At 75.1% G+C, this 19,776-nt stretch carries 12 protein-coding genes; all 12 read right to left on the bottom strand.

Translation table 11 applies throughout. The annotated features are described in order from the left end of the window. Positions 1–55: 55 nt before the first annotated feature. The 12 genes from ACZ5GH_RS03400 to ACZ5GH_RS03345 are packed head-to-tail and all read right to left on the bottom strand — an operon-like array spanning position 56 to position 19,775. Positions 56–3,811: a putative baseplate assembly protein gene (locus ACZ5GH_RS03400; RefSeq protein WP_464333381.1), complete on the bottom strand. Its 3,756-nt coding sequence runs from the start codon at positions 3,809–3,811 to the stop codon at positions 56–58. Then, positions 3,808–7,032, bottom strand: coding sequence for a putative baseplate assembly protein (locus ACZ5GH_RS03395; RefSeq protein WP_464333380.1), 3,225 nt, complete (start codon positions 7,030–7,032; stop codon positions 3,808–3,810). The genes ACZ5GH_RS03400 and ACZ5GH_RS03395 overlap by 4 nt, the downstream gene beginning before the upstream one ends. Further along, positions 7,029–7,436 carry a GPW/gp25 family protein gene (locus tag ACZ5GH_RS03390; protein WP_387747486.1) on the bottom strand — a complete coding sequence of 136 codons (408 nt, stop codon included), beginning with the start codon at positions 7,434–7,436 and terminating at the stop codon, positions 7,029–7,031. The genes ACZ5GH_RS03395 and ACZ5GH_RS03390 overlap by 4 nt, the downstream gene beginning before the upstream one ends. Next, entirely contained in the window at positions 7,433–7,765 is a 333-nt protein-coding gene (locus ACZ5GH_RS03385) for a hypothetical protein (RefSeq protein WP_387747488.1), read from the bottom strand. The genes ACZ5GH_RS03390 and ACZ5GH_RS03385 overlap by 4 nt, the downstream gene beginning before the upstream one ends. Before the next feature lie 15 nt (positions 7,766–7,780). Further along, positions 7,781–8,290: a phage baseplate assembly protein V gene (locus tag ACZ5GH_RS03380; protein WP_464333379.1), complete on the bottom strand. Its 510-nt coding sequence runs from the start codon at positions 8,288–8,290 to the stop codon at positions 7,781–7,783. 36 nt (positions 8,291–8,326) lie between these two features. Then, positions 8,327–9,466, bottom strand: a complete 1,140-nt coding sequence (locus ACZ5GH_RS03375; protein ID WP_464333378.1) for a hypothetical protein — start codon at positions 9,464–9,466, stop codon at positions 8,327–8,329. Then, positions 9,459–9,803: a hypothetical protein gene (locus ACZ5GH_RS03370; RefSeq protein WP_464333377.1), complete on the bottom strand. Its 345-nt coding sequence runs from the start codon at positions 9,801–9,803 to the stop codon at positions 9,459–9,461. Before ACZ5GH_RS03370 ends, ACZ5GH_RS03375 begins: the two co-directional genes overlap by 8 nt. Beyond that, positions 9,800–10,447 (bottom strand): CIS tube protein, encoded by a 648-nt coding sequence (locus tag ACZ5GH_RS03365; protein ID WP_464333376.1) that lies wholly within the window; start codon positions 10,445–10,447, stop codon positions 9,800–9,802. The genes ACZ5GH_RS03370 and ACZ5GH_RS03365 overlap by 4 nt, the downstream gene beginning before the upstream one ends. Next, positions 10,444–11,046 (bottom strand): hypothetical protein, encoded by a 603-nt coding sequence (locus tag ACZ5GH_RS03360; RefSeq protein WP_464333375.1) that lies wholly within the window; start codon positions 11,044–11,046, stop codon positions 10,444–10,446. The genes ACZ5GH_RS03365 and ACZ5GH_RS03360 overlap by 4 nt, the downstream gene beginning before the upstream one ends. Positions 11,047–11,080: 34 nt before the next feature. Beyond that, positions 11,081–17,329 (bottom strand): eCIS core domain-containing protein, encoded by a 6,249-nt coding sequence (locus ACZ5GH_RS03355; RefSeq protein ID WP_464333374.1) that lies wholly within the window; start codon positions 17,327–17,329, stop codon positions 11,081–11,083. Then, positions 17,326–17,706, bottom strand: a complete 381-nt coding sequence (locus ACZ5GH_RS03350) for a hypothetical protein (RefSeq protein WP_464333373.1) — start codon at positions 17,704–17,706, stop codon at positions 17,326–17,328. The genes ACZ5GH_RS03355 and ACZ5GH_RS03350 overlap by 4 nt, the downstream gene beginning before the upstream one ends. Then, positions 17,697–19,775: an ATP-binding protein gene (locus tag ACZ5GH_RS03345; RefSeq protein ID WP_464333372.1), complete on the bottom strand. Its 2,079-nt coding sequence runs from the start codon at positions 19,773–19,775 to the stop codon at positions 17,697–17,699. Before ACZ5GH_RS03345 ends, ACZ5GH_RS03350 begins: the two co-directional genes overlap by 10 nt. Between the last annotated feature and the right edge of the window lies 1 nt (position 19,776).

The following is a 19,776-nucleotide window of genomic DNA, read 5'->3' as shown; positions in this document are numbered from 1 at the left end:
CTCTCGTCGACTCGCTCTCCCCCGGCCTCCGGCCGGGGGTGCCCCCATCGCTCGCTCATGCGCGGATCTCCTTGAGGATCAACGTGTCGGGCAGGTTCGGTGACAGCACGGCGAGTTGGGCCGGGCGGACGCCGCGGAACACCGTCAGCACGCGGCCGGGCGGCAGCGGGCGGGTGTCGGTGACGGCCGGGTTGAGGCGCAGCAGCTCGGCGACCGGGATGCCGTTGCGGGCGGCGATGTCGGTGAGGGTCTCCCCGTCGCGGTCCCGCACCCGGTACCGCTGCTCCTCGAAGCGGGCGAGCCGGGCCGGGACGGTCGGCTGCGGCTGCGCGAGCTGTTCGGACAGCCGCTCCAGGCCCTCCGGGGTGAGGCTGCCGGGCACGCCGGTGAAGGCGTCGACGTCGATCCAGTCCACGCCGGGGACGGCCTGGGCGGTGGCGAGCACCTCGGACAGGTGGGCGCTCTGGCCGAGTTGGCGTCCGGAGTGGCCGAGGCGGTCGAGCAGGGCCCGGCGCAGTGCCGGTTCGACCAGGTCCCAGGAGTGGTCCGGGTGGACCTTCACGCGCGCGGCGACGACCAGCAGGACGAGTTCGCGCACCGCGACCTCGACCGGCAGCCGCGGGTCGCCGTAGGCGGTGAGCGCGGAGCGCAGGGTGCGGACCAGGTCGGAGTCGCCGCTGAGCGGGATGTCGTCCACCCCGGCCACGGTGACGTGGACGAGCTCCCGCCCGCCGTCCGAGAGCCGGGTGGCGCTGGCCCGGCCGATGCCGGCCCGGGAACGGGTGAAGTCCTCGTAGTCGGGCACCGAGACCAGCCGGTCGAGGGAGGTGACGGCGAGCGGGATGTTGCGCCGGGCGAGGCCGGGGCCGTCCGGGCCGGCGCCGCCGGTGGCGGGCAGCGGGTTGACGACGGCGGAGACGCCGAGCGGGCGGGTGGTGAGCTGGGTGATCCGGCCGGCGCCGACGTTGCCCGCCTCGCCGATGCCGATCCGGTAGCGGGCGCGGACGTTCTCCCGGCCGGTGGGCAGGCGCGAGCCGTGCACGCCGTCGCCGAAGGTGACGGTGGTGCGGCCGTCGCCGGTGGTCCCGGTGACGTAGACGCGCTCGTCCGGGCCGCGTCCGGCGAGGCTGTCGACCTCCTGCCAGCGCACCCCGTCGACCCGGACCTCCAGGGTGCTGCGGGCGCCCCCGGGGGTGTCGGCGGCGAGCCAGGTGAGCGGCGACTGCCAGAGGGTGAAGCGCTGGCCCGGGACGCCGGCGTCGCCGCTGCCGAGGGCCTCGTCGCGGGTGGCGCCCTGGGTGGCCCGGACCACGTTGCCGAGGACCTGGACGGTGTCGCGCCGGTAGCGGTGGGCGAGGGGGGCGCTGAGCGTGATGGTGGTGCGGACGGTGTCGCCGGGCAGGTGTGGGTCGACGCCCTGCTCGACGCCGGCGATCATGGCCAGTTCGGTGGCCCGGACGCCGGTGGTGCCCGGGATGTCGGTCCGCTCGCCGCTGACCGCGATCCACCGGCCGGGGGTCAAGCCGTCGTAGAGCCGGGCGAGTTCGATCCGGCCGCCGTGGACGTCCTCGGTGACGGGCTCGTCGGCGAGCCGCAGCGACTCGCCGCGGGCGTAGACGGTGGCGTCCCGGATGTCCGAGAGCTGGGTGTCCTTGTCGTCCAGCCACGGCTGCTGCAGGGACAGTTCGGTCACCTTGCCGGTGATGCCGAAGTCGGCGCGGGAGACCACCCGCACGTCCGTCACCCGGGTGATGACCTCGGCGAGGTCGCGGCTGCCCGGGATGCCGCCGTCGAGGCCCTTGCGCGGGCGCTGGACGACCACCCAGCTGCCGGGCGCGATCTGGTCGTACACCGCGTCGAGGGCGAGGACGGTGCCGGAGACCGGCTGCAGCTTGGTGGTGAACACCACCTCGACCGCGGGCGCCGACTGGTCGGTGGCGGTGTGGCGCAGCACCCGGACGTTCAGCTCGCCGGACTCGCCGGTCTTCTCCTGGCCGGGTTCGAGCAGGTAGTCGAGCGCGGGGCCGGGCCCGCCGTCGACCGTCACGTGGATGCGTCCGTCGGCCCGCGGGCGGGACACGAAGACGGTGCGTTCGGGCAGCTTGGCGAGGAACCGGGCGCTGACCCCGGGCTCCGGGGCGGGCGCGGGCACGGCGGCCCGCGGGTTCGGCGGCGGCTCCGGCGGCTCGGTGGTGACCACCTTGACCTGGCCGGGCCCGAACGGAAAGGTGTGGTCCCACGGCAGCGAGAAGCCGCTGTGCACCAGGCTGCCGGCCTCGACGTACGTGAAGTCGGCGGTCGTCGGGACCGTCCCGGCGGCGTCGAAGGTGAACCGGACGCCGACCAGGGTGCTGCCGGCGAGCGGCCAGTCCACGTAGCGGTCGATCCGGCCGTCGTCGCCGTAGACGGGCTTGAGCGGCGCGGTGGCGCCGAACGGGGTGGCGACCACCCGCATCGCCTGGATCTCGTGCACGGCGAGCGGCTCGGTCAGGTCGACCCGTCGCCAGGCGGGGTAGAGGCCGTCGCGCAGCCGGGGGTCGAGCGCGGTCAGCAGCTGCGCGCCGAGGTCCGAGCCGGGCGCGAAGAGGCGCCGGGGGTCGCGGGCGAGGTCCCGGGCGCTCAGCGGGGGCCGGGTGGGGGTGGTGCGCAGCGCCGCCAGCAGCGGGCCGAGTCCGCGGACGGCCGGGTCGGCGGCGCCGGGGCCGGGCCCGGGCTGCTCGGGGGCCTGCGGCGGCTCCAGCTGGTGGGCCCGGTCGCGCAGGCCGGCCAGCTCCTCGCCGAGGCGGCCGAACCAGTCGGCCACCGGCTGCCGGGAGCGGGCCAGTTCGGCGGCCTCGGCGGCCCGGGCGACGACCGGGGCGAGCCGGTCGGCGAACTCGGCCGGGGTGCTGAGCGGACCGGCGGGCCGGTCGAGGTCGGCGCGCAGCGGGGCCAGCACCTGGTCGTCGAACGCCCGGATGATCCGGCTGGGCCCGGGCCTGGGGTTCGGGGCGGTCTCGGTGACGGTGATCCAGTCGGCCAGTTCGGCGCGCAGGTCCTTGAGGGTGCGCAGGTCCCGGGGCAGCCCGATCACCGTGACGTCGTTCTCGCGGTCGATCCGGACCTCGGGCACCAGCCGCAGCACCCGGTGGACCGGGTCGGCGGCCTTGTCGGCGCTGAACACGAAGAGCAGCCGGTCGCCGGGCCTGAGGTTGTTGGCGGTCCCGGCGGCGAACAGCTCGGCGCGGCCGCCGGGGTTCAGCTGGCCCGGCGTCAGCTGGTACGGGCGGCGGCGCAGCACGGCCAGTTCGTTCCAGGCCGAGCGGGCGGCGAGGTCCTCGGCGGTCTCGAAGGACTGCGGGTCCTCGCCGGGGCCGGGGACGCTCTGGCTGCGGGCGCCGCGCGGCACGACCACGGTCGGGTCCTCGGCGGCCCGCGGGTCGTGGTCGAGGGTGTAGGCGAGGTAGGTGTCGGCGGCCACGCCGGGCCGGGGCCGGTGCCCGACCAGCCGGCCGAGCAGGGCGAGCGAGCCCTCCTCGGTGGCGGTGCGCAGGTAGCCCTCGTTGGCGATCCGCTCCGAGTAGAAGGTGAGCACGTCGGCGAGCACGGCCCAGGAGTCCAGCAGCGCGATCGCCGGGTCGTCCGGGGTGCGGACGGTCAGGTCGCGCAGCGCCGGGTAGCCGGGGCCGGACAGCCGGGCGAGCAGGCTGTCCAGGAACTCCCCGTAGCGGCCGACGCGGTAGCCGATGGCGTCCAGCCCGGGCGGGTTGAACAGCGGGGCCGGGGTCGCGGTGGCGGTGCCCGAGCAGCCGCAGGTGCACTGGCCGGTCATCGGCCGCCTCCGATCACGATCGAGAGCCGGCCGTTCTCCGGCCGGTCGGGGTCGTCGTCGCAGACGGCGACCTCCAGCGCGCCGAGCCGCAGCAGCCCGTCCGCCAGTTCGCCGTCGTCCCGTCCGAACTGCCGCCGCAGCCGGGTGACCTGGGCACTGACCACGCCCGGCACGGCGGCGGCCGCGGCCACCAGCCGGGAGACCCGCACCGGGTCGCCGAAGCCCAGCGCGTCCGGGTGGAAGAAGCCGACCCGGCCGTCCGGCAGGGCGCGGCCGCCCAGCACCCGCCGCAACTCGGCCAGCACGTGGCCGCGTTGGTACCCCGCGGCGGCGCAGATCCGCAGTTCGAGGTCGACCGGCACCAGCAGCGCGGGGCGGACCACCAGGTCGTGGCCGATCCGGCGGTACGCCTCCAGGCCGTGGCCGACCGCCTCCAGCAGCGCGGTGTCCGCCTCGGCCCGCCCGTACGGTTCGACGGCCACGTGGACCTCCTGGACGCTGCCGGTCCAGCGCAGCCCGGCGGCGGCGCGCCGGACGCCCGGCAGGGTGGCGGCCAGCTCCGCGTAGTCGGCGGCGGTGACGGCGCGCAGCCGGGTGCGGCTCAGCGCCAGCGGGGCCAACTGGCGTACCTGGTCGAGCGGTTCGGGATCGGTGCCGCCGGTCGCGGGCAGCGGATTGCGGACCCGGAGCACCGCGTCCTGCGGCCGGGCGGCGGTGCCGCGACCGGTCGGGTCGGGCTGCTGTCCGCAGACCACCAGGTGGTTGACGGCTTCCGCGCCCACGTTCCCGGCGGTGCCGTTGCCGATCCGGTACGCGACCCGCAGCTCGGCGCCGGGCCGGGGCGGCAGGCCGTGGCGGCCGTCGCCGAAGCGCAGCGCCAGGCGGCCGTCGTCCTCCAGCTCGCCCACGAAGTGCCGGTCCCGCCGGCCGTCGGCGAGCAGGTCCCGGCGGGGCGTCCACTCCCGGCCCTCGGCGGTGGCCAGCACCGCGGGCAGGGCGGTACGCGGGTCCTGGACGGCGATGCCGCTCGCCGGGCCGGCCAGCGCGGGGGAGTCGGGGTCGAGCCCGGCGGCGTACCGGGCGCCCCAGCTCTGGGCCACCTCCCAGACGCCGCCGCGCCGGAGCACCCCGCCGCAGCGGGCCCGCGCGGTGAGCACCTCGAGGCGGCGCAGCTTGGCGGCGAGCAGGCGGGTGCGGCGGGCCAGCAGCTCGCGCAGCCCGGCGGCCGGCCGGTCGGCGAGGCGCAGCTCGTGCACCACCCGGGCGCCGAACAGCAGGGTGAGTTCGGCGACTTCGGCGCGGGACAGGTCGTGGCCGCGGTCCGCCCGGTGCCACAGCTCCTCCAGCCGTAGGCGGACCCGTCCGGGGATGCCGGCGAGCAGGACGGCCTGCCGGGCGCCGACCTGTCCGCGGTCCGGGTATGCGGCCGCCTGGGTGACCGGCGCGTAGCGCAGCAGCGGGCGGAACGGCTGCGGCAGGACGGGGTAGCGGGTCTGGTCGAGCAGCGTCTCCAGGGCCGCCGCCTGGGCGTCGGCGGTGGGCGGCTCGACCACGGCGCCCTGGCCCTCCCCGCCCTCCGCGCCGGAGCCGGGGGCGAGCCGGACGCTCAGCCCGGCCCGGCGGACCGCCGCCTCGCCGACCAGCGCGTCCAGCTCGCGGACCTGCTCGGGGCCGAGCTGGCGGCCGGCCCGGGCCTGGTCCAGCAGTTCGTGGATCGCCTCCGCCGCGGGGCTGCCGCCGTCGCGGTCCGCGCAGCCGCAGCCGCCCGGCCCGCAGGGCGCCACCCGGACGGGTTCCGGCGGCACCGCGAAGGTCTCCGGGGCGCCGCCGCAGAAGGTGAGGGAGCGGCCGTGGTCGACCAGGACGACGTTGCCGCGGGCGACGCTCACGTCGTCGATCGGGCCGCAGTCGCTCCCGCCGTGCGCGGACAGGCAGACCGGGAAGGCCAGCGCGTCCTCCGGCGCCCAGGCGACCTCGACCACGGGCTGCTCGTACAGCTCGTCGACCAGGTGGGTGACGGAGGTGAGCCGGACGGCCTGGCGGTGCGCGGGGTCGGCGTCGGCGGCGGCGCCGGTGCGCGGGCCGAGCACCTCCTCGATGACCAGCAGGTCGCCGGGGCGCAGCGCCAGGTGCCGGGTGCGGGCCTCCGGCCGGTCGGCCGGGTGCCAGTCGTCGCGCAGGGTGGCGGAGGTGGCGCCCGCGGGCAGGACGCAGTCCTGGTCCCCCCAGGTCCAGAACCGGATGGTGTTGTGCGCGGGGTGCAGCACCAGGTCGGCCGCGCCGAGCGGCTCGAACACCTCGACGGCGGCGGTCCGGGTGAGCGCGTCCAGCTCCTCGTCCGGGATCACCGTGGACAGCCGCGGCCGTTCCTGCGGGCCGAGCCCGCCGACGTCGACGGCGGCGAAGCGGAAGGTGCCGCGCCGGAGGGTGAGGGTGCGGTCCGCCGTCAGCGCGACGAACGTCCGGGCGTTGCAGCCGTCGTGCACGGGGTAGTCGATCAGCCGGACGTGCCGGCGCACCGACACCCGGCGGCGGGCGGTGTCGAGGTACGCCTCGGTGGCCACCGCGTCCTGCTGGTAGGAGAGCTGGTCGGCGGTGTGGGCGAGCAGCTCGACCAGGGTGACGCCGAGGTCGGGCAGGTGCCGCTCGGTCCAGCCGGGAGTGGTGAGGCTCATCCGGTCCAGCACCAGCCGGCGCAGGCTCTCGTAGTCGCGGGCGGTGTAGTCGATGACCGGGGCCGGCCGGACGGCGGGCGGGCAGCTCTCCTCGCTGCGGCAGTCGTACGGGGAGGGGCAGTCGGCTCCGAAGGAGAACCCGGTGCTCGCGTACCTCGGGTCGAAGCCCGGGTACGGGCGGGTGCCCGGGCGGCCGTAGGCGTCCGCCTCGACCACGGTCAGCCGGTAGCGGGAGGTGTCGCCGGCCCGGTCGAGGGTGACGTGCATCCGGTCGTCCAGCTCCGGGTCGTCCGCGCGCTCGATGTCGACCTCGACGGCGCGCAGGCCGGTGATCCGCCGGCCGCCGTCGACCCGGATGTTCTCCGGGCCCAGCCCGGCCGGGGCCCGGCCGAGGAAGGTCACACTCAGCGTGCGCCCGTCGTCGTCCGGCTCGGCGCCGTCCAGGCCCAGCAGGTGCGCCGCGCGCACGTCGGCGCGGCGCCGTTCCGTCCCGCACCGGACCGTCGGGCCTCCGTCCCACCCGCTCGCCTCGGATCCGCCGGTCATGCCGTCACCCCGCCCTCGAACACGTCGTGCCGCCGCGCACCCGTCCGGCGGACGACGTACGCCAGCTCGACCCGGACCACGTTGTCCTCGCTCTCCACGTCGAGCGAGACGACCTCGATCACGTCGCCGAGCCACCGCTGCAGCGCCGCCTGGACGGACAGCTGCAGGGTGGCCGCCAGCTCCGGGCTGTTCGGCGCGAAGACCAGGTCGAGCAGCCCGCAGCCGAAGTCCGGGTGCATGACCCGCTCGCCGGGGCTGGTGAACAGCAACTGCTCGATCATGTCCCGCACGTGGTCGTCGTACGCCGCCTCGGCGGTGCGCCCGCGGCTGTCGGTCCGGAACGGGAAGGCGAGGTCCGTGCGGGCCGGTCCGGCGCCGTTCGCGGGGTACCCGGTCGTCGTCATGCGCCCACCGCCCGCTGCTGGACGACGGTCACGACCGGCGGCCCCTGCGGGACCTGCTCGGCGCTCTGGCACAGCCCGACGGCGGACTGCGGCAGCGCGGGGGAGCCGTTCACCCGGATCCGGGCGGACGGCACCACCCAGCGGATCGTGACGCAGGGCTGCGGCTTGCCGGCCACGTTGAACGGGCAGCCGGTCACGGTGTACAGGTCGGCGGTGCCGGTGACGGCCTGGCCGGCGGCCAGCACCCGCGCCTGGGCGGGCCGGGCCGTGGCCTGGGCGCCGTGCGGGCAGGTCACCGTCGCATTGACGTGCAGCAGATTTCCGGGCACGAGACTCTCCCCCCGTCAGGTCACGCTCAGGGCGTCCTGGTTGATGGAAACGGTGGCGCCGACGAGCGAGATCGAGGCGCCCTGGCCGTTGCTGATCTGGATGCCCGAGTCGTTGATCACGATCGAGGCGCCGCTCGGGGTGCGCAGGGTGATCCCCGTCGTCGGGTCGTCGGACAGCACGATCACCCGCCGGCCGGAGGTCTCCAGCACCGCGTTCGGGAACCCCGGCGGGCCGGTCGTCGCCTCGGCCGGGACCTCCGAGGCGGAGCCGTACCAGCAGCCCGTCCAGATCGGGTAGCTCTGGTCGCCCTGCTCGAACTCCACCCACACGCCGGCCCCGACCGGCGGGACCGCGTAGTGCCCCATGCCCGGGCCGGCCACCGGGAAGCACGGCATCGCCCAGGTCGAGGTGACCTCGCCCAGGACGTCGGGCACCTGGGCCTGGATGCGGCCGATCCCGAGCGGGTCGACGTTGTTCACCACCGTTCCCCGGAACTTGCCGAGGTAGCGGGTCGGTTCGGCCATGCTGGCAACTCCTGCTGCGGGTCGGTCGGGGCGGTGTTACGGCACGACGGCCGGCTGGAGGGCGATCAGGCCCTCGCGGGCCAGCGTGAAGTTCTGGCTGTACGCGCCGCGCTTGAGGTTGTGGGTGACGCTCTTGACGAAGTACAGGCCGTCGTAGGTGATCCCGGCGCCGCGGACGCCGACCAGCTCGCGCGGCCGCAGCACGTGGCCGTACCGGACGACGTCGAGCTGGCCGGAGCCCGTGACGGCGTCCGCCGACACCATCGCCTTGGCGATGGTCTCCGCGACGGCCTGGGAGGTGTCCTTCTTGGCGGTGTCGGCGATGACCTTCTTCTTCAGCGCCGGCGCGGGCCGCAGCGCCAGCGGCGGGCGCAGGATGCTGACCTCCGGCACCGGCAGGACGGCGGACACCTTGGTCGCCGGGAACTGGATGCGGGCCTCCGGCTCCTCGCGGGCCGTCCCGTCGAAGGCGAAGGTCAGCTGGTCGACGTTGGACAGCGCGTCCATGTTGACGTTCAGCGCGTGCTGCGGGACCCCGAGCCGGACCTCCGGCCCCCAGTAGGCGCGGCTCATCCCGGGGACCGGGCCCGGGTCGAGGTAGAACACGTAACCGTTGGCCTTCGCCAGCTCGTTGACGTACCCGAGGTCGGTGCCCTTCTGGAAGTCGATCCGCCGGGTGGGCATCGGCGTCTGCGGCACCAGCTCGGGGACGACCAGCGGCACCATGCCGTACTGCCCGTACTTGCCGATGATCGCGGCGACCCGGGCCGCCGGGGACATCGCCGGGAACGGCACCCCGGCCTGCTCCTCCAGGTCCATCAGCACCGTCAGGTCCTCGCCGGTGACGGTGAGCGTGGACTGGCCGGGCTGGTTGCTGATGCCGACCTCCTGGCGGATGATCACCCCGTCCATCAGCACGGTCGGGGTGCCCGTGACGACCACCATCAGGACGACCCTGATCTTCGGGTCGAAGAAGCCGCCCGGCAGCAGCGCGGTGTTGACCAGACCGTGCTTCGACAGGTCGAAGGCCAGCTGGAACCCGCTGCGCTGCCCGGACGCCACCGTGACCTGCGCGGACAACAGGGCGTCGGTCACCGGCTGCGGCACCGGCACCGGGATCTGCGGGCCCATCAGCAGGCTCAGGTGGATCGACCCGACGGCCGAGGCGTCAGCCACCGCCCACCCCCGGCACGGCGCCCGGCAGCGCGACGGTGATCCGCCGGCCCGGCGTCGCGGTCAGCTCCCGCGGATCGACCACCGGGTTGGCGTCGGCGATCCGCCACCACGGGTCGGCGCTGCCGAGGTAGCGGTAGGCGAGCAGATCGAGGCGGTCGCCGGTGCTGACGGTGTGCTCCGCGAGCGGCGTCAGCCCGTCCGTGCTCGGCAGCAACCGCCGCCGGAGATAGGGGACCTGGCGTCCGTCCGGCATCGTGTGCAACGCGACCGGCACGCCGTGGTACCGGCTGGTCAGCGGGTACGGCGAGGGCGCGGGCAGCGCGTCGTTGATGGTCATCGGAGCCCCCCGTCCAGGCCGAGAGCACTCAACCGCCCGTCCGCCGCGCCGCCGACCAGCCGCTCCTTCTGCGCCAGGTGCGCCAGGTACAGCTCGGCCCCGCGGTGCCCGGTCGGCAGATCACTGACGGTCAGCACGCGCAGGCCGATGGAGACGGTGGCCCTGATCGGATTCAGCTCGATGTCGAACGCCTCCTCGGTGATGGTCAGTTCGGTCAGCCGCACCGGCAGGATCCGCTTGCCGCCCCAGGTGAACAGGGTCAGCGGCGCCTCGATCGGGGTGACCTCCAGGGTGCCCAGCGCGGCCAGCGCCTGGTTGCTCCTGAGCTGGGCGCTGGCCGGCTGCACCAGCAACTCCAGCGTGGCCAACTGCGGATGGATCCCGTTGGGAGCGGGAACCTCCAGCTGGTCGGTGGCATCCAGCTCGGCGGTGAACTTCCAGGTCTCGACCGCGGGCCCCTTCAACCGCAACGCCTCCGTCCGGTCCCCGCTCCCGTCCGCCCCGGCGACCTGGGGGGCCAACGAGCGCTCCAGACTGTCCGGATTGAACTGCAGCACGACGATCCGCTGCGGCGTCCCCCGCAACGGATCGACGATGACCAGCCCGGACCTGATGGGCCGCGGGGCGTCCAGGTAGCCGGTCACGCGTCCCCTCGTTCCCCGTCGGACTCCTTCTCCTTGGAGGCCCGGCGGTTCCGCTCCGCGATGGCGGCGCCGGCCTGGTCGCGGACCTTCTCCTCCGGGTCGTGTTCCTGGAGGAACACGAACAAGGGATGGAGTTCCTCCCAGTCGACCCGGCCGGCGGTGAAGACGGCGATCCGGCGGACGAGCGGCTCGGGATCGTTCATCGCCCAACGGAACAGCGCGAACATGTCCGGGTCGAACGGGCCGTAGCAATGGACGGAAAGCATCCGCAGGGCGTGCATGAGGGCGATGCCGTCCCGGGTGCTGTCGAACAGCTCCGTCATGGTCCCGTTGTCGTGCACGCCGATTCGCCCGCGGACGAATTCGACGGTCGGTTCCCGGTCCGGGCCCGCGATCAGGAAGTAGTGGACCTGAAGGAGATCGTCCTCGATCCAGTAGACGGCCGCACCGCGGTCCGGGGTCAGCCAGATCTTCTGGAACGGGGAGCCACCGCTGCTCTCACTCGTCGAGTGGAGTTCCCAACCGGCTTCCTCCGCAAGCCTGTCGACATCGGCACGACCGGGTACTTCCTTGGGCACAAGCCGCACGAACAGGGTCAACGGAACTCCTTCGTCGGATTACGGGGATGAGACGTCATGAGGGTATCCACAGGCCGCCGGGCGACTTTCGCCATCCGGGGTGCAACTTTTCGTCCGACGCTATCCGGCCGTTGGGTGCGAGGAACCTCGCGGCGTTGTGCATCGCCCACAAGGGGAATTGCTGGACCAGCTGTTCATCGCTGAGCACCAGTTCATCGGCCTTCGCTCTGGCGAAAGCGCGGATTATCAGAAGCTTGGACCGCGTCGTCATCCCCGCCACGGCCGTTTCGAGCTGAGCGCCCTTCTTGGTGAGGTCCCCGGTCCGGGAGTTCGTGTGCTCGGCGGCGATGCCCTGTGGGTTCAGAAGGTACTGCGAGCCGGCCACGGCGTTGCGTGGCGCCATGGTGTTGGTGTTCGACACGACGTCCTGCCAGGTCGCCCCGGGGAAGTTCGCGAGTTGCCAGGCCGCGATGTTGGTCATGGCAGCCGCCGGATAGCGAGCCCCCTCGACGGTCGGCATGAGCCTGGCCGCCGCCGCCATGGTTTCGGCGGCCTTCGGATTGCTACGGAAGAACTCGTCCTGCGGGATCCGCTGCTGCACGAGGTCGAAGAAGGCCCGCTGCATCCGCTGACGGGCTTGGGCCGATCGGTCGGCCGCGCTGACGCCCTCCTTACCGAGGCTGTGGGCGATCATGTCCTCGATCTCGGCCAACTTGTCGGCCGCCGCGGCCTTCGACGCCGGCCCGGCCTTGACGTAGTGCCCCGACCCCAGACCGCTGAGCACCTTGATCAGTCCTGGCGGAGTTTCACCGGCCCGGTCGCCGCTCCTGATGGCTTGCTGCTGCTCGCTGACACCGATCTCCACGCCACCACCGGACGCCATGATGATGCGCTCGTGTCCCGGAGGCCTGTTCCCCCCGCGGATGGCACGTGCCTCGACCAGGCCGGCGCGGGCCGGCCGGGTCTCCTGGCTGGGCTTCTTCGACGCGCTGCGGCGCTCCTGGTAGGCGCGCTGCTCCTCGTTGAGCACGTCGGCACGGGCGACGACGTCCGGTGCGTCGATCAGCTTCTCACCGAGCTGTTCCAGGATGCGCATCAGTGCGGGTTCGTTCTTGCGCACCAGGTCCTCGGCCGCGGGAATGTGGTCCCGGACGTCCTTCTCCGGATTCAGTTCGGCGGTGATCGCGGTCAGCGGTCCGTCCTCGCGGGTGCTCAGACGGGTCAGCCGGTACCACGCCCGCATGGCGCCGAGAACCCCACGGAGGGTCAGGCGACCGATGCCCCGGCCGAGCAGGCGCTCGACCTTCGGGCGGATGCGAGCCACGATCAGGTCGAGGCGGTTCTTCTTCGCCTCCGGCGAGTTCTCGTGGGCTCGGCGCTGCGCGCGCTGCTGCTGGCGCTTCTGGTGCCACGCCCGCAGGCGGTCGCGCTGTTTGCGGTAGGCGTCGCGGATGCGGTGGGCGCCGTTGGTGAGGGCGCGGCCCAGTTTGCTGTTGCGGAGTTTGCGGCCGAGGGCGCGGGCGGCGGTCCGCACCCGGTTGAGGGCGGCTTTGACGGTCTGGCGGGAGGCGTTGAGGGCGCGGCCGACGGGGGAGGTGGGGCGGCGGGGGGTGGTGGTGGGCTTCGGGCGGGGGCGGCCCGGGCGCTCGGCGGGGCGGGCGGTGTGGCGGGCGGGGCCGCTCCGTACGGGGCGGGCCGGCCGCCGCCCCACCGGGGGCCGCCGCTTCAGCGACTGGGTGGCCCGGCGCAGGCTGGCCCGGGCCTTGTTGACCGCCCGTCCGGCGGCCTTGCGGGCGCCCCGGCCGGCCCGGGCCAGGCCCTTGAGGATCTTCTGCGCGATCCCCTTGAGCTTCGTCCCGACCGCCTTCCCCGCTCCCTTGAGCTTGCCGAGCAGGAAGTTGGAGATGAAGTCCAGCAGCGCGACCACGCCCGCCGCGACCGCGTCGGCGAACAGGCAGGCCGCCGAGCCGGACTTGACCGCCTTGAGGAAGGTGACGAACTTCCCGATCGCAGCGACGATCTTGCTGATGGTGTTCCACGCCGCGACCAGGCCCTGGATGATCGCCATGATCGCGCCCGCGGCCGGCACGATCAGCGACACCAGCTTCTCGACCACGATCGAGACGATCATCCCGGGCAACGCGGCGACGATCGCCTGCCACGCCATCCGCCCGATCTGCGCCATCGATATGCAGCCCTTGACCAGGACGTTGACGATGGTGGAGGTCAGCCCGACGACCGACTCCACCTTCTCGTTGAACCAGGTCCGCACCGCGCTCTTGATCGCGCCCCACAGGTAGTGCTGGATGCCGTCGACCGCGGCGGTGCCGAGCTTCTTCAGCCACCCGCCCGGGTCGGGGGCGATGTCGCCGATCAGGGCCGCGAACTCCCCGAACACCGCGATCGCCTTCCGCACGAAGTCGATCGCGTCCATGACCGCCTTGCGGACCGCCTCGATCGCGGCCTTCAGCCCCGCCTCCAGGGCGTCCAACAGCGCGTTCAGCCCGGCCGCCAGCGCGTCCAACAGCTTGTTGACGGCGTTCTTGAGCTTGTCCGCCCACTCGTTGACCTTGGCGATCGCCTTGTCGCGCCACTCCTCGATCTTCTGGCGGAACTTGTCCCGCAGCTCGGGGAAGGCCGCCAGCAGCACGTCGCAGATCCTGATCAGCGCGTCGGCGAGCTTGTCGATCAGCTCGACGGCGAACTTCCGGGCCTGGTCGATCGCCCAGTTCGCGAACTTCCGGAAGCCGTCGATGATGTCGTTGATCAGTCCGCGGAAGAAGTCGAAGACCTTGGTGACCGCCTCGACCAGCGCGTCGAAGGCCGCCTTCACCTTGGACTTGACCCAGCCCCACCAGCCCTCGGACTCCTCCTTCTTGCGGTCCTTCTCCTTCTGAGCCTTCTCCTCGGCCTCCCTGCGCTTGTCCTGGATCTTCTGGTTGTCCTGCTGCCGGCGGTCCTGGACGTCCTTGTCGGCCTCGGCGCGCTTCCTGCCGATCCGGCCGGTCTTGTCCTCGTGCTCCGCGCCGGCGTCCTGGTCCGCGGTGGAGATCCTCTCGTCCTGCTCAGTGCGCCACTGCTCGCGTTCGGCCCTGATCTTCTCCGCCGCGTCGCCCCGCTCACCGGCCTGGGCCTCGGCGTTGTCGGCGACCGCCTGGTCGACCTCGGCCTGGTTCTGCCGCCGCGCCTCGGCCTCGCCCTGCTTCTGCTCGGCCTGCTCGGAACCCAGCCGGCTCTGCCCCTGGCCGACCGCCGCCTGGATCTGCGGCCCGCGCTCCTGCCGGGTGACGATGCCGATGCCCTGTTCGGCGGAGACCGCGCCGCGGGCGCCCCCGCCCTTGCGGCGGCCGCCGCCCGGGACGGAGGCGGTGAGCGTCTCCTTCGGCACGTCCGGGTAGATCCGGTCCTCGCCCATCGGCTTGGCGGTGTCCTCCCGGCCGACGCCGAGGATCCGGCCGGAGCTCTCCTTGAGCTTCGCCGCCTGCCGGTCGGTGCGTGCCGGGTCGCTCTCCCCGGTCAGCTCGACCTTGGGCGCCGGGCCGACGGTGGTGTTCAGCGCCGGGTCGGTCGAGGGCACGCCGTCGACCGCGACCTGGGCCTGCTGCACCTCCTGCGCCGACACCTGGTTGCCCGGGTCGTCGGCGACGTGCGGCGGGGCGACCCGGTCACCGGGGTTGCCGCCCTCGACCTTCTTCTCCTCGGCCTTCCGCTGCTCACCGTCCGCGCCCTGCGGACCGACCCGCTCCAGCCGCTCCGTCACCGCCTCGGCGGGCGGCGCGGCCTCGGGCGGGCCGGACCGGGTCCGCGGTGCGCCGGACGGGCGCCGGGTGGTCGGCGGGGCGGCCTGCAACCGGGCGTGCTGCTCACCGACCGTACGGTCCACCGAACCGTCCACGCCGTCCAGGGTCGCGGCCATCTGATCGGGCGGCAGGCTCGCGGCGGTGGCGAGCGCGCTCTGCGGGTCCTGGCCGGAGACGTCGGGCGGGGCCGGCTGCTCCTGCCGCTCGGCGGGGGCGCCGGCCGCGCCACCGCCGCCGCCCGCGGCGCAGCCTCCACCGCCCGCTCCGTCCGGCTCCGCCTCGGTGGTGGGCTGCTGCGGGCCCGCGCAGGCGCCGCCGCCGGCCTCCAGGGAGGCGTCCGGGGCGGGCTGGGCGGTGAGCCCGGCGGGCGCGTCGGCCTGCTCGGCCGCCGGACCGGGGGCGGCGGCGCCGGACGGCGCCGCGTCGGGCTCGGCCCCGAGCGGGCTGTCCGGGACGTCGGCCGGGCCGCCCGGGCCCTCGCCGCCGACCGGGCCGGCCCCGGTGCGGGCGGCGGTGGGCCCGGGGACGTCCGGCTCGGGTCCGGCCGCGGGCTCGGTCGCCCGGGCCGGCACGGCGGGTGCTTCCTGGTCCCGCTGTTCCGGCTGCTCGGGCTGCTCGGGCTGCGGGGACGGAGCGACGGGTTCGGCGGCTGCCGCGGGTTCTGCGGGCTCCGCGCCCCGGGCCTGGCCGTGGGCCGGGTCGGGGCCGACCTCCTGCTCGACCGGGCGCTCCGGCTGGAGGTCGCGGCTGCTGCGGTCCTCGGCCTCAGCGGCCTCAGCGGCGTCCGCGGCAGGAGCCGGGGGAGCCTCGGGCCGGGCCGGCTGCGGCGGCGCGGCCGGCTCCTCGTCGGCCTCCGGCCGGCTCTCCCGCTCCTCCTGGACCTGCTCGGCTTTGGTCGCGGGCGGCTCGGGGAACGCCGGCGCCTCGGCGTTCGCGGCGGGTGCGCCGTCCGCCGAGGGCGGCATCCGGTCGACGGTCGGGACGGCGGACACGTCGAGGTCAGCGGCGGGCAGGAAGTCCCCGGGCGCCAGCTCCTGATCGGCGGCGGACGGCTGCGGCGGCCGCTCCTGGTCCGCGCCGGGGGTGTCCTGGACCTCGGCCTCGGCGCCGGACTCCAGACCCAACGGCCTTTCCTGGTCCGGGGTTTCGCCCTGCCGGTGGTCGTCCTCCAGCAGGCCGTGCCGGGTGAGCGGGCTGTCCGGGGCCTGCGCGACCGCGTCCAGGCGATCGGGTTCGACCGGCGCGGGCTGTGGCGGTGGTGCGGCGTCCGGCTCCTGCGGCTTCGTACCGGCCGACGGCTGGGCGGCGGCGTCCGGCTGCCCGGCTTCGGGCGCGCCGGTGACGGGGACGGCCTCCTCCACCGCGGCAGGCGCCTCCGCCGCGGCTGCCTCCGGTACGGCCGCCTCCGGCCCGGCCGTGGGCTCGGCCGGGCCGGTGGCGGGCTGCCCCGCCGACTGCGCGGCGCCCTGCGGAGCCTGGTCGGCCTCGCCCTCCGCGGCCGGCGCCTGCTCCTCCGGCCGCTCCCCGGTGCCCGCCCGCTCGTCCTCGCCCTTGCGGTGCTTGCGTCGCCGCTTCCGGCCGTCCGGCCGCTCCGCCTCCTGTTCCGGCTCCTGCTCCGCGCCCTGTTCCGCGCCCTGCTCCGGCTGCCGGTCCTGCCGCTGCTCCGGGTCGTCGCTCTCCTCGCGCTCCTGGTCCGTCCGCTCGGCGGCTCCGGTGACCGGCTCGGGCGTCAGCGCGCCGTCCACCTCGGAGAGGCGGTGCTCGGCGGCCTCGACCAGCTCCAGCACCCGGGTGTAGTCCGAGGATGGCATCCGGAGTGCCAGCCGATCGAGCACGGAGGCCTGCAACTCGGGGGCGAAACGGGCGAGTTGCAGACGGACCCGGCCGGAGGAGTCGGTCGGGTCGCCGCGCAGCGAGCGCAGGATTCCGGCCGCCAGCCGGTCGACCAGCGTGGCCGGGTCGAGCCGCTCGGTGCGGAACCGGTCGGCGTCCACGGTCGCGTAGCGGAGCCAGCCCGGCGTGGCGCCCGGTGTCGCCGCCGCCGGCCCGCCGTCGCGCGCGCCGAGCTCCGCCTCCCGTTCGACGGCGTCCTGCGGCAGGCTGACCGCGCCCAGGTCGCGGCCGGCCCGCAGCGCGCCGAGCGGGTTCGGGGCCTGGACGGTGTGCAGCAGCTCGTGGGTGAGCAGCCGACGGCCGTCCTCGGCGGCCGGGCGGTACTTGCCCTCGCCGAAGAAGAGGTCCGGGCCGACGGCGACGGCGTCCGCGCCGATCAGCTCGGTGAGTGCGGCGGAGTCCCGGTCGGTGTGCACCCGGACCCGGCTGAGGTCGTGGCCGAGCCGGGCCTCCAGCTCCCGGCGCACGCCCGGGTCGAGCGGCTGGCCGGCGCCGGAGACGATCTCCTTCGGTTCGGGCGTACGGGCCTTCGGCGTCCGCGTCCTGCGCCGGGCCGCGCCCTGCTTGCCGTCCGGCGCGGAATCCTTCGCAGCGGTGGTGACCCGCGTCATGTCCGCCCCCGCTCCGGCCGTCGGCCACCGCCGGACAGCCCGGCGTGCACGGCGCGGGCGAGGGCCTCGCCGAGCCGCTGCGGCGAGGTGCCCGCCGGCAGCGGCGGCAGCCCGGAGAGCAGGTCCAGGACGCGGTCGCCGCCGGCCGCGAGCGGCACGCCGCGCACCTCGACCAGGCGGGTCAGTTCGCTCCGGAACGCCGCCGTCAGCCGGTCGTGGTCGATGCGCGCGAAGCCGTCGAGGACCAGCTCGCCGATCTCCACCTCGATCCGCCCGGCCCTCCCGTGCGCGAGGTCCTGCCGTCCGGCGCTCCCACGCCCGGTACCCGCCTGTCCGGCACCCCCGGGCCCCGTCCCGGGCCCCACGGTCAGATCCATCCGCCGACCTCCGAGGGCGTCAGCGAGCGCTCCAGCTTCAGGTACTCGGTGCGCGCGGCCGCCAGCAGGTGCCGCATCTGCATCGGGCAGCCCTCGTCGGCGGCCTGGAAGGCGGCGGACAGCGCGATGTTGCGGATGGAGCCGCCGGCCACGGTGAGCTGGGCGAGCCGCTCCGGGTCGAGGCCCTCGCTGGGAGTCCGTTCGGGGATGACCCGCCGCCAGATCTCGGCGCGCTCCGGCACCCCGGGGAACGGGAAGTCGACCACGAACCTGATCCGCCGCATGAACGCCGGGTCCAGGGCCTTCTTCATGTTGGTGGTGAGCACGGCCAGGCCCCGGTAGGCCTCCATCCGCATCAACAGGTAGCTGACCTCCAGGTTGGCGTAGCGGTCGTGGCTGTCCTTGATCTCACTGCGCTTGCCGAACAGCGCGTCGGCCTCGTCGAACAGCAGCAGCGCACCGCCGCGTTCGGCCGCGTCGAAGACCCGGCGGAGGTTCTTCTCGGTCTCGCCGATGTACTTGCTGACGACCTGGGAGAGGTCGATGACGAACAGGTCCACGCCGAGCTGCCCGGCGACGACCTCGGCCGCCAGCGTCTTCCCGGTGCCCGATCCGCCGGCGAACAGCGCGGTGACGCCGAGCCCGCGGCGCAGCACCGACTCGAATCCCCACTCCTGGTAGACCGTGCCGCGCCGGCGGACGTGGGCGACGATCTCGCGCAGCGTCGCCCGCTGGCGCTCCTCCAGCACCAGGTCGTCCCAGTCGGCGCGCGGCTCGACCCGCCGGCCCAGCTCGTCCAGGGACATCCGGGCCTCCACCAGCCCGGCCTGCCACGCCAGCGGGCTGATGTCCCGGCCGTCCTCGGCCGCCCGCCGGGCGGTCGCCGCGGCGGCCCGGATGACGTGGCCGGGCAGCGAGAACTGCGCGGCCAGCGCGCGGAGTCCGCCGTCGGTGACGCCCGGCGCGCCGTCCAGCTCGGTGGCCCAGATCGCCAGCTGCTCCTCGGGGCCGAGCGGGGGCACGGTCAGCCGGGCGCGGTCGGAGGCCCCGGCCGGCGGGAGCTCGTCGCCGGACACGACCAGCGGCACCGCCAGGCTCGCGAGGAAGGCCTCGGTGCCGTTCGGGGCCTGCGGGCGCTCCCGGCCCGGCTCCCCGCCCTCCACCAGCAGCGCGGCGGGGATCAGGATCGCCTCCCGCTGCCAGAGCCGGGCGAGTTGCTCGCGTTCGGCGGGTTCGGTGGGCAGGTCCTCGCGGTGCGCGGCGTAGAGGCCCAGCCCGGAGCGGTGGGCCGCCGCGGCGGCGATCTCCCAGCGGGTGCGGCGGTCGGCGCCGGTCAGCTCGGTGTGCGGCGGGCCGGTCAGCCCGGCAGCGGTCCAGCCACGGGCCAGCTCGGCCGCGCACCGCTCGTGCGGGTCGGGCAGCTCGCCGGGCGGCCCGAGCCGGGTGAGCAGGCCGTGCAGCCGTACGTCCAGGTACGGCACGCCGACCAGGTAGTGCAGCACCCGTTCGTCGATCCGCAGCCGGGAGGCGGTGAGCGCGGTCTCGTCGTCCAGCTCGACCAGCCGGAAGCGGCGCAGCGGGCCCACCGGGGTGAGCGCGCTCCAGTGCGGCTGGTCCAGGGCGGCGAGGGCGAGCGAGAAGGTCGGGTACGCGCGCGCGGGGTCGCCGCCCGCGGCGGCGCACCGGGCGGCTGCGGTGGGGTCGATGGCGGGGGCGGCGGCCAGGACGAGGACGTCGCGCTCGAACGGGGTGAGCCCGAAGGAGGCGGTGAGCGCGTCCAGGGCGGTGGCGGGCTGCCGGCGCCCGCCCCGGCGGCCGGCGGAAGCGGACGGCGCGGGCCCACCCGAGGGCGCGGCCCCACCGGACGACCCCGGCTCACCGGACGGCGCGGCCCCGCCCGACGACTCCGGCCCGCCCGACGGCGCGGCCCCGCCCGACGGCGGCGGGTCGGTGCGCCCGGCCGCGTGCGCGTCGACCCGTTCGAGCACGGCGGCGACCGCGGCCGACAGCGACCGCCGGTGCGGCTCGTCCGCCGGGCCCTCGCGGCCCTGCCTCCGGCGCGTGCTCATC

It is taken from the genome of Kitasatospora sp. Xyl93 (genome assembly GCF_055383135.1).
This window is presented reverse-complemented; position numbering and strand designations above follow the sequence as displayed.

Bases quoted from the DNA above. Each gene is read 5' to 3' on its own strand.
- ACZ5GH_RS03345 (WP_464333372.1), bottom strand. From the start codon at position 19,775: ATGAGCACGCGCCGGAGGCAGGGCCGCGAGGGCCCGGCGGACGAGCCG.
- ACZ5GH_RS03350 (WP_464333373.1), bottom strand. From the start codon at position 17,706: ATGGATCTGACCGTGGGGCCCGGGACGGGGCCCGGGGGTGCCGGACAG.
- ACZ5GH_RS03370 (WP_464333377.1), bottom strand. From the start codon at position 9,803: ATGACCATCAACGACGCGCTGCCCGCGCCCTCGCCGTACCCGCTGACC.
- ACZ5GH_RS03400 (WP_464333381.1), bottom strand. From the start codon at position 3,811: ATGACCGGCCAGTGCACCTGCGGCTGCTCGGGCACCGCCACCGCGACC.
- ACZ5GH_RS03380 (WP_464333379.1), bottom strand. From the start codon at position 8,290: ATGGCCGAACCGACCCGCTACCTCGGCAAGTTCCGGGGAACGGTGGTG.
- ACZ5GH_RS03395 (WP_464333380.1), bottom strand. From the start codon at position 7,032: ATGACCGGCGGATCCGAGGCGAGCGGGTGGGACGGAGGCCCGACGGTC.
- ACZ5GH_RS03355 (WP_464333374.1), bottom strand. From the start codon at position 17,329: ATGACGCGGGTCACCACCGCTGCGAAGGATTCCGCGCCGGACGGCAAG.
- ACZ5GH_RS03390 (WP_387747486.1), bottom strand. From the start codon at position 7,436: ATGACGACGACCGGGTACCCCGCGAACGGCGCCGGACCGGCCCGCACG.